The 13,593-nt window shown below is 40.0% G+C and carries 16 protein-coding genes; 2 read left to right on the forward strand and 14 right to left on the reverse strand.

Features of this window, described 5'->3' with window-relative positions; genetic code table 11:
• Positions 1-160: 160 nt before the first annotated feature.
• The 4 genes from WG989_RS09805 to WG989_RS09820 form a co-directional block, all read right to left on the reverse strand.
• Positions 161-667: a hypothetical protein gene (locus WG989_RS09805; RefSeq protein WP_340429078.1), complete on the reverse strand. Its 507-nt coding sequence runs from the start codon at positions 665-667 to the stop codon at positions 161-163.
• 290 nt (positions 668-957) lie between these two features.
• Complete coding sequence (locus WG989_RS09810; protein ID WP_340429079.1) at positions 958-1,740, reverse strand: hypothetical protein; 783 nt, start codon at positions 1,738-1,740, stop codon at positions 958-960.
• 128 nt (positions 1,741-1,868) lie between these two features.
• A complete protein-coding gene (locus WG989_RS09815; RefSeq protein ID WP_340429081.1) occupies positions 1,869-2,141 on the reverse strand; it encodes an acylphosphatase in 273 nt (90 codons plus the stop codon).
• A complete protein-coding gene (locus tag WG989_RS09820) occupies positions 2,141-2,545 on the reverse strand; it encodes an RrF2 family transcriptional regulator (RefSeq protein ID WP_340429083.1) in 405 nt (134 codons plus the stop codon). Before WG989_RS09820 ends, WG989_RS09815 begins: the two co-directional genes overlap by 1 nt.
• 84 nt (positions 2,546-2,629) lie before the next feature.
• Here WG989_RS09820 and WG989_RS09825 point away from each other — a divergent pair, with 84 nt between their 5' ends.
• A complete protein-coding gene (locus tag WG989_RS09825) occupies positions 2,630-3,136 on the forward strand; it encodes an outer membrane beta-barrel protein (RefSeq protein ID WP_340429084.1) in 507 nt (168 codons plus the stop codon).
• A 110-nt stretch (positions 3,137-3,246) separates the two neighbouring features.
• Entirely contained in the window at positions 3,247-3,756 is a 510-nt protein-coding gene (locus tag WG989_RS09830) for a hypothetical protein (protein ID WP_340429086.1), read from the forward strand.
• On the opposite strand, the gene WG989_RS09835 is transcribed toward WG989_RS09830, so the two are convergent.
• The 10 genes from WG989_RS09835 to WG989_RS09880 form a co-directional block, all read right to left on the reverse strand.
• Entirely contained in the window at positions 3,753-4,394 is a 642-nt protein-coding gene (locus WG989_RS09835; protein ID WP_340429087.1) for a response regulator, read from the reverse strand. The two genes, WG989_RS09830 and WG989_RS09835, sit on opposite strands and share 4 nt — an antisense overlap.
• Positions 4,395-4,426: 32 nt before the next feature.
• Entirely contained in the window at positions 4,427-6,382 is a 1,956-nt protein-coding gene (locus tag WG989_RS09840) for a tetratricopeptide repeat-containing sensor histidine kinase (RefSeq protein ID WP_340429088.1), read from the reverse strand.
• Positions 6,383-6,401: 19 nt separating this feature from the next.
• Positions 6,402-8,225: a tetratricopeptide repeat-containing sensor histidine kinase gene (locus WG989_RS09845; protein ID WP_340429090.1), complete on the reverse strand. Its 1,824-nt coding sequence runs from the start codon at positions 8,223-8,225 to the stop codon at positions 6,402-6,404.
• Positions 8,226-8,230: 5 nt separating this feature from the next.
• On the reverse strand, positions 8,231-8,947 hold the full coding sequence (gene dapB / locus WG989_RS09850; protein ID WP_340429091.1) for a 4-hydroxy-tetrahydrodipicolinate reductase: 717 nt from the start codon (positions 8,945-8,947) through the stop codon (positions 8,231-8,233).
• A gap of 44 nt (positions 8,948-8,991) precedes the next feature.
• Positions 8,992-9,606: a DUF5683 domain-containing protein gene (locus tag WG989_RS09855; protein WP_340429093.1), complete on the reverse strand. Its 615-nt coding sequence runs from the start codon at positions 9,604-9,606 to the stop codon at positions 8,992-8,994.
• A gap of 3 nt (positions 9,607-9,609) precedes the next feature.
• On the reverse strand, positions 9,610-10,521 hold the full coding sequence (locus tag WG989_RS09860; RefSeq protein ID WP_340429094.1) for a ParB/RepB/Spo0J family partition protein: 912 nt from the start codon (positions 10,519-10,521) through the stop codon (positions 9,610-9,612).
• Between the two features lie 140 nt (positions 10,522-10,661).
• The gene (locus WG989_RS09865) at positions 10,662-11,387 is read right to left on the reverse strand and encodes a glycine-rich domain-containing protein (RefSeq protein ID WP_340429097.1); all 726 of its coding nucleotides are present in this window, start codon (positions 11,385-11,387) and stop codon (positions 10,662-10,664) included.
• A gap of 15 nt (positions 11,388-11,402) precedes the next feature.
• A complete protein-coding gene (gene crcB, locus WG989_RS09870) occupies positions 11,403-11,765 on the reverse strand; it encodes a fluoride efflux transporter CrcB (protein WP_340429098.1) in 363 nt (120 codons plus the stop codon).
• A 79-nt stretch (positions 11,766-11,844) separates the two neighbouring features.
• Positions 11,845-12,246: a hypothetical protein gene (locus WG989_RS09875; protein WP_340429100.1), complete on the reverse strand. Its 402-nt coding sequence runs from the start codon at positions 12,244-12,246 to the stop codon at positions 11,845-11,847.
• Positions 12,247-12,330: 84 nt separating this feature from the next.
• Positions 12,331-13,572, reverse strand: a complete 1,242-nt coding sequence (locus WG989_RS09880; protein WP_340429102.1) for an acyltransferase family protein — start codon at positions 13,570-13,572, stop codon at positions 12,331-12,333.
• Positions 13,573-13,593: the final 21 nt, after the last annotated feature.

Below are 13,593 nucleotides of genomic sequence, written 5' to 3' on the forward strand. Positions count from 1 at the left end.
GACTTTGCGTGCTACAATTTAGCTTTTTTATTTTTCAGTGATGAGTGGGAATGATGTGTTTAATTCTTACTAAGCACCGCCCCATTTTGCTTTGGTACAGGCACTTATCTTTATCTATTGGGATACAGTGCTGCAAAGGAAGTTTATTCCGTCAGCCATGCTATTGCAGATGCACTTGTTGTGTGTTGTGCTTTTGTCCCTTTCGTTTTATCTGTCTACCGAACCAAATGCCAACTAATAAAGCTGGAATAATTCCAAAGAGTGTCACCCAATAAAGTGGCTTGAAAATGTAGTCTTCAAAAGGATTGTCATTTGTGCCAATATTGTCAATGCCTTCTTGAAAAAAGCCTGTCCAGCTCGAAGCAAAAGCGGTTGTAAATAAAACAGTCATACCGCATAAGAACCCAACTAAAATGGGATTTCTTTTTTTGATCAAAATAGCTTTGCCTGCAAGTTGTCCGTAGAAGTGCCCACAAAGAAGTAAGATAATGACGCCAATAAACAGGTTCAGTTTGTAGTTTACTCTTGTAAACCAAAAGAATGCTTTAAAAAGATTTTGGTCAGATGAAATCATCGTTGTCATAGTTAGCTGGGCTATAAATAAGCCAAGTCCAGCGCAAACCAGCCCTTGCCGACTACCAATTTTTTTAGCTTCTGTTTCTGTCATGGTTACAATTCGATCACTAATAGCACTTTAAAATTGGGACATGTAAAACGCATAGTACATCTCCTTTTCTGAGCAACGTCTCTGCTTGCACCTGGAAAATTACTTGTACAAAAGCCAAGGCAGGACGTTGCATGGTACAATTTAACTTTTTTTATTTTTCGGGTGCCAATGTAAATGTGGTATTGAATCCTTACTACGCACCGTCCCCATTATGCTTTGGTAAAGGTTCTCATCTTGTCAATTCGGATACAGTGCTGGGAAAGAAGAGTTGGCGTAGCGGTTTTTTCCCGTCAGTAATAAGAATATTGAAACTGCTGAGCTTTCTTTAAATAAAAATTATTGTCAATTAATTTGTCCAAAGTTGCAACATGCTTTAAAAGTTCATTTTCTCTTTCTTTCTTATTGATTCTTTGAGGAATTTCATTGTCCGCTTCTATTTCTCTGTGAATTATTTCTTTCAAAGAGTTTAAGTAATTTTTTTTCAGTTTTCTAATATCAACCAGCTTATTATCGATGTCCGAAAACGACTTGTATTCGTAAACTCCATACTCGGCATAGCCATTTATTCGGTTGAATTGATGTACAAAGAAAGTTCCACCATATTGTAAGTAGCCAAAAATGTCATTTATTGTTTGGTAAATGGTTATCAGATTTTCCCTGACTGTATCCAAACTTTTCTCATTTTGCTTTTGCCTCAAAAAGTACGAGTATAAAATGTAGTAAGTATCTTGCCCTTGTTCACTTCCAAATGTTAAATGCTTTTTTCTGCCGTTATCTTCAACAATATCTTTGAAGTAGCCACTTTGTGCATAGGAAATGTCAGGGTTTACGGGAATTGAAGAATATAATGACGGGAAATTGTCAACTATTTGATTAAAATGCTCTTTTGAATATTTGATTGTGTCAAAGTGTTTTGATGATATAATTACACTGTCTCCTTTTGCATATATTTGAGATTTGTCGATTGATGCTTGGTTCTTAACAACGATTGTATCAAACTGTTTTGAAGGATTATTTGTTTGACTATTGCAGCCAAAAAAAGGTAATGACAATATGAAAGTTATGATCTTCATAAAGTTGCAAGCAACAAAAATATACCTTATATAAGATGTTATTTCTTGAAAAATACTATAATTGAAAATCCATCGTATAGTATTCAATTTTTTAGATTGTCGTTAGTACACTCAAGTCCGCAAACAATTCATCTCACCACCTCAAACCCTACAAATGCCTTCAACTCTCTCTCATCAACTGTAACAGAAGTAACCTTGCTCTTGGGCGAGCCCATCCAGCACCATTCAATAAAATCGGCTAATTGATCTTCGGTGCCGGTGGCAACAACCGCCACATCGCCATCATCCGTGTTGCGCACGGTGCCGGTAAGTTGTAATTGTTGCGCTTTCTCAAGTGTATACCGGCGAAACCAAACGCCCTGCACCTTTCCTCTAACGGTTATGGCTACTGTTTTTTGCATTACACAATATCGGCTACGGTTCGCTTTTCCAGGATCTTTAAATTGGCATCCCGTACAGTGATCATCATATCGTGCAGGCCGCAATGTTTTTCATCGCAGTTTTTGCAACGTTCGTAAAAGTGCAAGCTCACGCAGGAGAGGGGAGCAATGGGGCCATCCAGCAAACGGATCACCCGTGCCAGTGTGATCTGCGATGGTTTCATTTTAAAATAGTAACCGCCGCCTTTTCCTTTTTTACTTTCCAGGATGCCATCTTTCCGCATCAGCAATAAAATGTTCTCTAAGAATTTGAGCGGTATCTTTTTCTTCTTCGCAATATCAGCGATCAACAACGGCTCATTGTTTTTTTGCTGGGCCATATAGCTCAGTGCCTGGAATGCGTACTGTGTTTTTTTTGAAAGCATCGTATTGTATTCGTTTAAAACTAAGTGGAAGCGGGTATTTTGTCTGTTGGCAAAGTTGCTATTTTTATTTTTAAAATTCACTATATGCCAAAATCCACATTTTTACTGGCCCTGATATTCGTGGCCGCCTCGTTTCAAACTGCAAGAGCGCAAAAAACAAATCTCTTTCTGGGTGGCAACCTCATTGTTGGTTTTCCCAGTGGTGATTTTAAAAATGGCTACAAACGTGCCACCGGTATTGAAGGCTCCATGGGCCTCGGCAGTTCCAAATTCATTGTACTGGGAACATTGGGCTACATGTCGTACAAAGAAAAAGAGGGTAACCAGTTTGGAAAAATTACAGTGATCCCGTTGAAAGCAGGTATCCGTGTTTACCCCACTAATATGTTATTCCTGACCGGTAATGCCGGTGTTGGTTTTTTGAAAGATGAGACCATGAATTCCCGTGAAACAAGATTTGTGTATGATGCGGGTGTTGGTCTGCATATTATTCTTGGACAGATCAGCGTACACTACGATGCCTGGAAACGACAAAATACAAACGGTTATACTGGCTCGGTATTACTCAAACTTGGGTTGGCCTTAAAATAATTGCTGCCGGTTATTTCCAAAAGCTGCAAGGTCTTGTTAAAGAAATTACAAGCCTTGCAGCTTTTTGTGTTTGGTACAATATTGGCAAAACAGCTTTCTAAAATCACGTTATGAAACAAAAAATGTTGTTTTCCCTTCTTGCAGCCTTTCTTGGTTTGATGCCCATAACATTTGCACAAAAAGGCAATACCATCTTTGGTGGTAATGTAATTGTTGGTGCACCACTCGGCGATCTGCGAAACGATTACAGAAGTGTATTTGGTATCGAAGGATTGGCCGGATTTGGTGTGGCTGAGAGTGTGTACATTACCGGTACCATTGGGTTTCAATCGTACGCACCGGAAACCTATAACCCGTATGGTAAAATAACAATGGTGCCGTTGAAAGCGGGTGTGCGTTTTTATCCAATCAAAAATTTATTTCTTACTGGTAATGCCGGTGTTGGATTGATAAAAGATGAAACCATTGATGCACGGGAAAGCCGCTTTGCGTATGATGTGGGTGCGGGGTTGAGCTTTTCTATTTTTAATGCAAGTGTACACTACGATGGATGGCAGAAGAAAAATACCAATGGCGGATCAAATTCGGTATTACTGAAGCTGGGTATTGCCATTCGCTAAACAAGCTTGTGCTCGTAGGCATATTTAATTAACCCGATCACTGAATTGGTTTTTGTTTTGCGGAAGATATTTTTTCTGTGTGTTTCAACGGTACGTTCGCTCAGGAATAATTCTTCCGCAATTTTTTTATTGCTGTATTCCTTTTCAATGAGGCGTACGATCTCTACTTCACGGTTGGTGAGTTTACTCTCATCGTTCACCTGTTTACGTTCGCTGGCTTTGAGCATTTCCTGCAGCACTTCATCGCTGAAATAAATTCCACCTGCTGCAATTTTATTAAGGGCCGTAATAAATTCTGTTTGTCCAATATTTTTCAACAGGTAACCGCTGATGTCGCTTTCTTCAATCATCTGGTTTACCAGGCTGCCTTCACCATTCATCGATAATGCAATGATCTTGACGGAAGGGAAATCCTTTTTCACCGTTCTTGCAAGTTCCACACCCGTCATTACCGGCATCATTACATCGGTAAGCATCATATCAACCTGCTGCTGTTGTAACAGCGATGGAATTGTTTCGGGATGATTGGATTCAATGACGATCTCGTATTGATCATATCCTTTCAAAAGTGAACGTAATCCATCGATCACGATCTGATGGTCATCAACAATAGCTAATTTATATTTTGTGGCAGACATAATACGTGAGGTTGACCGAAGATATTAAAAAATTACTGTTCAACTGTTTTGTTCTTACCTGCAGGTAAATGAATGGCTACTAACGTTCCTTTGCCTGGCGCCGTATCAAAATCGATACTGCCATGCAAATAGTCAATTCGTGCTTTCATGTTTTTAAGTCCCATGCCTGCTTCTTCGGGTAATTGATCTTTATCGAATCCTTTTCCATTGTCTTCGATTGTTACACTTACACCATCTTTATCTTTAATGAGCGAAATATCCAGTTCTGTTGCAGCCGAATGTTTGATCACGTTGTTCACACATTCCTGCATTACACGGTATAATACAATTTCACTGTTTTCTTCGATCCGCTCATTTAATCCTTCTGTGTAGAGATTTACTTTGATGATGCGTTGATCGATCTTATCAAGAAATTCAGCTACTGCTTTTGCAAGACCCGATTTCAGTAACATGTTCGGCATCATCTGGTGTGATACGGTGCGTACCTCCTTTACACTTTCATCAACAAGGCTGATGATGCGTTCAAACGAAAGCTTATGCTCAGGGTTTTGAAACTGCATGTCTTGTTCAAATGCAGATAAATTCATTTTAGCAGCACTCATCATTTGGCCCACACCATCGTGCAGATCTTTAGCAATGCGTTGCCGTTCTTTTTCTTCAGCTTCCATTACAGCCGCTGCCGCTAATTGCTGCTGTTCAAAAACGGCTTTTTGCATCTTTGCTTCCTGTTGAATTTTTTTACGGCGGTAATAGGAGAAGATCAACAAGGCAAGAAGAATGCCGACAACCAAAATGCCGGATATCCAATAATTTTTTACAGCGATCACATGCTGTTGCCGTTCGATCTCTTTTTCTTTTTCGAGTGTTTGATATTTTGTTTCAAGTTCAGCAAATTTATCGCCGAGGTTGTCGGTAAACAGCGAATCTTTTGTACTGGCGTACGATTTATACATTAACAGTGCTTCATCATCTCTATTCAATGCTTCATACGATCTGGAAAGGGCGAGATAGGTTTGATTGATCTCCGGCAAACAGTTGTCGGCCGGTTTCCCGATCGTTAATGCTGCATTTAAAACGGCTAATGAAGAATCGAATAATCGTTGTTCCTGTAAAAGAAGGCCGAGGTTATTCATGCAGCTAACCTGTCCTTTTGTATCGTTGAGATCTTTACGTAATTGAAGCGATTCATTAATGGCCTCAAGTGCTTCCTTGTACAATTGCCGGTTAATGTAAAGCGATCCGATATTGTTTAAACCATTGGCCAGGTATTCTTTATCGCCCAGTTCACGACTAATGGTAATGGCTTTCTTATAAAACTCAATTGCTTTTGCATCGTTGCCTTTGATCTTGTAAATGTTGGCGATGTTTACAAACGAACCGGCAAGACCGTAATTGTCCTTTAATTTTTCTTTGATCTCAATTGACTGTAACTGGTATTTAATGGCTTCATCGTACCGGCCAAGATTTTGATTGAGGATACCGATATTATTTAATGAATAGGAAACACCGATATCGTTTTTGTATTGTGAAAAAAGTGCGAGGGCTTGCAATTGATTCTCCAACGCTTTATCAAACGCACCCTTTTTCTGATACACGATACCGATCTTGTTATACAATTTTGCAATGCCGAGTCCATCGTTTAACTGTTTTCTGATCTTATTTGATTCCTGGTAAAAGACAATGGCGCTGTCGTACTTCTCCTGATCGTATAATAAAATACCGAGATCATTATACGCTTGTGCGATCCCTGATGGGTAGTTTGATTTTTTTGCCTGTGCAATAGCTTTGTACCCATAGTTCATGGCTTTGTCACGATCTACAAGCCGATACTCCCAGGTAAGATCATTGTAAATTTTTACAAGTTGACTGTCTTTGGTTACAGCTACCATTTTTTCGAGACTATCGATCACAGATTTATTTTTCTGCGCATGCAATAAGGTTGAGCAAATCAGCAGAACAGGAATGATCAGGAAATGTTTTAAAAGCATATGGTTTCAGTAGTTGAAATTATACGTTTACTTGATGCGGTACATGAATGGCAACCAATGTTCCTTTTCCGGGTGCTGAATCGAAATCAACAGTACCTTTTAAGAACTGGATACGGCTTCGGATATTGCTCAACCCAATGCCTTCATTCTCCTGCTGCGGATCGTACGCAAATCCTTTCCCATTGTCTTCAATGGTAACACTAATGCCATCTTCATCATTGATGAGTGAAATATCCAGATCTGTTGCTTCAGCATGTTTGATGGTATTGTTCACACATTCCTGAATAATGCGGTAGAGAATGGTTTCGGTGTTAGAGTTAAAGCGTTCAGTAAATCCTTCGCTGTAAAAATTCAGTTTCAACGCATCGCTGCTCACTTTTGAAGTTAGCTCAGCTACTGCATCGGGCAAGCCTTTGCTTAATAAAGCGGCCGGCATCATACTATGCGATACGGCTCTTACTTCTTTACAACTATCATCTACCAGTTGAATAATATTCTGCAGTGATTGGTTTTGTTCCTGGTCCGGAATGTTTGCCGTGTTGTAATACGATGAGAGATTCATACGTGCGGCACTCATCATTTGTCCTACACCATCGTGCAGGTCTTTGGCAATCCGGCTTCGTTCTTTTTCTTCTGCTTCCAATACTGATCTGGCAGCCAACTCCTGTTGCAGCATGATCTCATTTTGCAGTTTTACCTGTTGTTTCCAACGGTAACGGTTGTAAAAAAGATAAGCAATAACAGCAGCGAGCAGTACAATGCCAAGTATGAGGAAGATGAGGTTATTTCTTTTTTTTATGGTGAGTTGCTGTACCTGTATCTGCTGTTCTTTTTTATTGGTTTCATACAAAGTACTCAGCTCTTCAATTTGTCTTGTTTTTTGCGCATTGAACAACGAATCTTTCAATTGTGTATGCCAGGTGTAATAATCAAGTGCCCGTTTGTAATCGCCGGTAACATTGGCAATGCGGCTTAGCTCTGCATAATTGTTCGACATTAATTCTTTGTATTGCATTTTTTCAGCCAGCTTACTGCTTTCTTCGAGATAATACACAGCCCGTTCATATTTGCCCCAGGCGCTGTACATCACACCAAGATCAGCATAGCTGACTGTAATGGCAAACGTGTCTTTTAATTTTTGGCGGATGCCTAAGGTTTGAAGATTGTAATCTTCAGCAAGTAAAAATTTACTTTGCAATGTATAAATACCGGCAAGAAATGAAAGCGACCAACCTTTGCCAGCCTCATCTTTTAAATTCTCTGCAATTTGTAACGATGCTTTGTAACGACGGATCGCTTCTTCAAGATTTCCCTGGTATTCGTACACTACACCACTTTCGTTCATCACCATCTGTATACCACTTGAATCGTTCATAGCTCTGAACACTGCTAATGCTTTTTCATAGTTTTCAGCAGCCCGTTTCAGATCTCTTGTTTTACGGTAGAGTTTGGCAATATCGTTATACACATATCCTACTGCTTTTTGATCGCCGCTGCGTTCGTAAACTCCTGCTGCTACATAATAACTGGCAGCTGCTTTTTCATAATCGCCTTTAAAGTAATTGGCCATACCGATATAACGGTTCAACTCGGCATACGCCAATGAATCGTTGAGTTTGGCAGCCAGTTGTAAACCTTCATCACCAATGCGGATGGTTTCGTTAAAACTGATGAGACTTAGTTTGCCGGTGAGCAACACATACGCTTTCAGCTTAGTTTCATCTTTAGCAGATGATTGCACAGTTGCACGTAAGCTATCGATCGTTGTATCCTGCGAAAAAGCGAACAGGGTACAACAGAAGAGCAGTAGGGTAAGTAAAGCAGATCTTGGGTTCAGCCACATGGTGCTTACAAGTTAAGCACTTCTTTCATTCCGAAGAAACCGGTTTTATTTTTTAAAAATTCAGCAGCCAATACAGCGCCTAATGCAAAGCCGGTGCGGTTATGGGCGGTATGGATAATTTCAATATCATCAACTGCCGAACTGTATTTTACAAAGTGAGTGCCGGGTGCCGGATCAATGCGTTCGCTGATGATGGAGAGGTCAGATTCGTTACTGCTTTCATCGTTCACCCATTTTTCTTTTCGTGGTACAGCATCCAATACCTGTTCAGCTAACGATATGGCGGTGCCACTTGGTGCATCTTTTTTTGCGGTATGATGAATTTCTTTTAATGATACATCATAACTATCCTGCCCGGCCATGAGTTGTGCCAGGCGTTTGTTTACTTCAAAGAAAATGTTTACACCAACGCTGAAGTTACTGGCAACGATCAATCCTGTTCTTGCAGCTTCTGCAATTGCTTTTGCTTCGTCCAGTTTGTCGAGCCATCCGGTTGAACCACATACAACCGGTACGCTTTGCTGCAAACAAAAGGTTACGTTTTTAAATGCGGTATGCGGACTGGTAAACTCAATTACCACATCGGCCTTCTTTATATTTTCGGGAGTAAGATCGTGCAGGTTATCTGCATCAATGATCAACACCGCTTCATGTCCACGTTGTTTTGCAATTTCATGAATGGCTTTCCCCATTTTTCCATAGCCGATCAATGCAATGTTCATTCCGTTAGTTTAGTTGTTGGTTATATGCTTATCAGAAAAGTAAATTACTTCGCTGTATATTTTTTACCGAAGTTGAAGACCAAACCTACTGCTGCCTGTTTTGTTTGCGGCACATACGTAGGATTGATCTGCATTGATAAGTTATCACTTACTTCAAATGCTTTCAAATGTCCGTCAACCGTTGCATCCACCACATTCAATCCCCACAATAAAAGAAAGGCAAGTACTGAATAATCTACATATTGACGTACGCCGATTCTGTATTGTCGCACTGCTTCCGGATCCCGTTGACTGAATCTCGGTTTAATGAGATAATCATTTGATGGGTCGTTGTCTTTCATGTTCCGGTAGGCATCTCTTGCATCAATGTATTCTCTGTTATTATAAACAAAGAAGCCAACTGCTGTTCCAAGTGCTCCGTATACAATGGGAATTTTCCAATACTTTTTATTGTAAGCCTGTCCCCAACCGGGAAGAATGGCTGAGCGGATGGTGGCTTTGCGGGGCGAATGTTCTTTCATCAACACTGCTGTTGTTGATGCCTGTGTTGTATCTGTTTGTGTGCCCTTGATGGTTGTATCAGCTGCAACAGTTTCCTGTGCATGTAACTGTGTTAACCAACAGCATTGTAATAATATAAAAAAAACGAATTGCCTCATGTGTCATTCAACATCGGTACCCAGTTGCTTCAATATCTGGTTGAATTGTTCAAGCGAGTAATACTCAATAAAAATACTTCCGTTTCCTTTTTTGCTATGGCTGAGTTTTACTTTGGTGCCGAATTGCGATGCTAAGTTATCTTCAATCCGTTTAAATGCCTCAGGCAAACTGCCCTTTACGGCATTTTTAACAGGAGCTGATTTATATAATTGCCGAACAAGGCTTTCAGTTTGGCGAACCGATAACCCTTTTTCTTTGATATGATGAAACACATACAATTGCTTGTCGATTGTATCTACATTGATCAAGGCACGAGCATGGCCCATACTCAGATCACCGGTGCGAACAGCCAGTTGAATATCGGGCGGGAGTTTCAGTAAGCGGATATAGTTGGTAACCGTAGTTCTGTCTTTCCCCATGCGTTCGGCCACCTGTTCCTGTGTGTAATCCAGTTCTTCCATCAGTCGTTTGTAGCTGAGGGCAATTTCCACTGCATTCAGGTTTTCACGTTGCAGGTTTTCGAGCAGGGCCAGTTCCAGCAGTTCCTGATCGTTGGCCTGGCGGATGTACGCCGGAATATCAACAAGACCCGCCATTTTGGAAGCCCGCCATCTGCGTTCACCGGAGATCAACCGGTACTTTCCGGTGCTGACCTTTGAAACTGTAACCGGCTGAATGATGTCGTGCATCTTGATGCTGTCGGCCAGTTCTTTGAGAGCCTGTTCGTCAAAATCCCGACGGGGTTGTTTGGGGTTGATGTCAATATCACTGATTGGAATACGAATGATCCCTGTAACGGCCTCTGTTACAGTTGGTTTCAACTGGCCAGCCGTTGTTTTCAGATCTTCATCAATACTTTGCAGCAATGAACGGATTCCTTTTCCTAACGCATCTTTTTTTCCGGGGGTAGACATATTATCGTGTTGTTACAGTCTGCGAAGTACCTGAAAAAAAACCAAAAAACAAGATGGGAAAGTTGGTAGTGGATAGTGGTTAGTTTTTAGTCGCATAGTGCTTAGCTTAAGAGCTGCTGTTGGACTGCGGAAAGCGCTTACTAATCACCTCCGCCACATCCGCTACTGCAACTTGAACCACAACTTGAGCTCCCGCCATCATTGGCATCACCAAAGTCGCCACCTGCACCTCCGCCGCCAAAATCACCACCGTTAAAATCAGAAAAGTGAGGATCGTTAAAATAACTCGATAACGGTGCTTCGTTTCCATAACCTGAATTGCCACCGTCACTGTAAACGGTATTCAATTGCCGTTGGTAGTTTTTTTTAGCAACGCTAAGCTGATTCTCACTAAACTTTGGCAAATCCCAAATTGCAACCGGGGCATCAAAACCAAATTCAGCACGGTAGAGTAAAAGTGTTTTTATATACTGTTCGGCGAATGCTTCCGTTTGATCATCAAACGGTATATGCTCAGGATGATGATCGAAATTGTATTGAATCACTTCGTCACAAAATTGACGATAGGGTTTTGTGAAAAGCAAATGCTCATGCCAAACAATATCGATGATCTTGGAAGGAGTTACCTGAAAATTGCTGATAACACCCAGGTAAACAAATTTTTTATACTCGTGGATAGCATGCAAAGCAAAATTGCTTGTCCAGTTATGTTTTCTTTTTATTTTGTCAGCAAATGCTTTCGTCGAAGCGTCTTCACCGCCAAATAATTCTGTGATCTTATTCCAAACATTCGGAGGAACAATATGGTTGAAATGATACGAATCCAATTGTAACCATAATTGCTTTTTGTTGATTTCAGTTACCATGAAATTATTATGTAATTACTTGAGCAAACTATAACCCAGCCATGTTGCCGCTAATCCCAGCAATAAACTTCCAATCACATATAGAAAAAACATACCGATCCGTTGCTGTTGCAACAATGATAAACTTTCCAATGAAAAAGCGGAGAAAGTAGTAAAGCCGCCGCAGATGCCTGCTGCCAGAAACAACCGCCAGTTGATGGCAAAGCTTTCGCTGCGAAGGGCATAGGCAAACACAAGTCCAATCACAAAACTGCCAATGATATTCACCAAAAAAGTTGCAAGCGGGAACGATGCATGTTTCAACCAAACTGAAAACGCATAACGTAACATACTGCCCGCCGCACCACCAAGACCAACAAGTAAAAAATTTTTCAGCATTGTGCAAGTAGTTAGTTGTTAGCCGATAGTTATTAATGGTATATGGCTACCATCTACTGGCTTCCGGCTATCGGCTTTCTTATAGGTTCCCCGTAAATGTATAATTGAAATCAACCTGCCAAATACCATCACGCTTGATCACTTTCACCGGCATTTGTTTCTTTTTGTAAGAATTCGAATAGTTAACGATCACCACCGTGTCGCTTACGTTATCAATGGAATGGATAATGATGGAAGAACTTTTGTATCCCTCTTTATCCTTCTTGCTCATTTCGTCGTTGTATTTTTTTTCGATGATGTCCAGTTCATATAAATTCAGACTGTCTTTGATCATCAGCTCACGTGCCCAATCATAATCGCCATCCAGGGAACTGCGGATGAATTCACGGGCTGTGTCCAACGCTTCAGCAGGGCGTTCTCTTTTTTGCTGGCAGGCATACACGCTCAGTGCGACAATAAGGAACAATACAAGTTTCTTCATCATGCCCAAATGTACAAAAGGGATTGAATAGAAAAGAACGTTTTAACACATTACGGTTGATTTTTTGAAAGGGACTGTTTACAATTATCGGAATTTTTCTTTAAGCTTAAGGAAAGGTTTTTCTATGAAATAATAACTAGCTGACGCCACTATTATGGTTGATAAAATAACCATGCTGTAAATGATAAAATTCTGGCTAATAATATCAATATCCGGCAAGTTAGAAATCACGAATTTATATAACACAGCAATTACAAACATATGAAGCAGGTAAATGCTGTAAGAAATTTTCCCCAGGTAATTCAAAATTCGATTATCAATTCTAACAATAGATTTTTCATATGTAGCCATACTTAAAATCATTGACATAAAAAGAAATGAATACCATTGGTGAATAATGGGCAACTTATAAAATAAATTTGCAAGTATGGTTAAAATAAGCAGAGTGTATGTAATTACCTGTGCTGTATAGTTGGCGAAAGAGTAATAATTGATTTGAAGCCTTCCGATTTTAATGCTGTGCCCCTTGTATAAGAGAGCCGCAATAGCCCCAATAAATAAACAATCGTATCGTGTAATATTTACAAGAATCCATATTTTGTGAATGAAATTTCCGGGGTTGCTGAAATAAAGTAAAGCCGCTTTGAAAATAAAGATGGACAGTATAATAAGCAAAAGCCTTTTCATTAATGATTCTAATCTGGTCTTTATCAAAACCCAAGGCCAAAAAATATAAAATTGCTCTTCTATTCCAATGGACCAAACTGGCGTACCCAACGGTGGGGGCTTATGTAAGGCGTATGTAATATTTGTGAGAAAAAGAGCATTTAAAACGAACGAGGAAGTATAGGCATAACGACTATAAGAAGGGAAGAATTGGGGAACAATAATATAAGAAATAAAAAGGGTAAGGTAAAATAGCGGCCATATTCTGAGTGTTCGACGTATGTAAAATTCTTTCAAAAAAATTTTTTGTTTTTCCTCTTTCTCGTTTACAAGCAGATAGGTAATCAGAAAGCCACTAAGAACAAAGAATAAAGTTACGGCTATATTTGCGCCGATGTCAAATATGGAATATAGCGGAATCCTTTTTAATCTAAACCCAGGTTTTAAAAATTCAATATGTCCTAAAACCACAAAAATTGCGGCAATCCCTCTCAAGGCGTCAAGGTTTGGAAAATAAGTTTGTTTAAGCCGAGTAGAAGGCAAATTTTTTAGCAAATATATTAAGTGGCGAACACTCTGTTCAAAAAAATCCCGTCTCATCACTGAAACGGGAAAGGTTGAACTGCTGCATTCATTCAGGGTTGCCAGCTGTTGAGCCAACAAATGAATTTTACAGTTCTA

This window comes from Lacibacter sp. H407 (assembly GCF_037892605.1).
GTDB lineage: Bacteria > Bacteroidota > Bacteroidia > Chitinophagales > Chitinophagaceae > Lacibacter.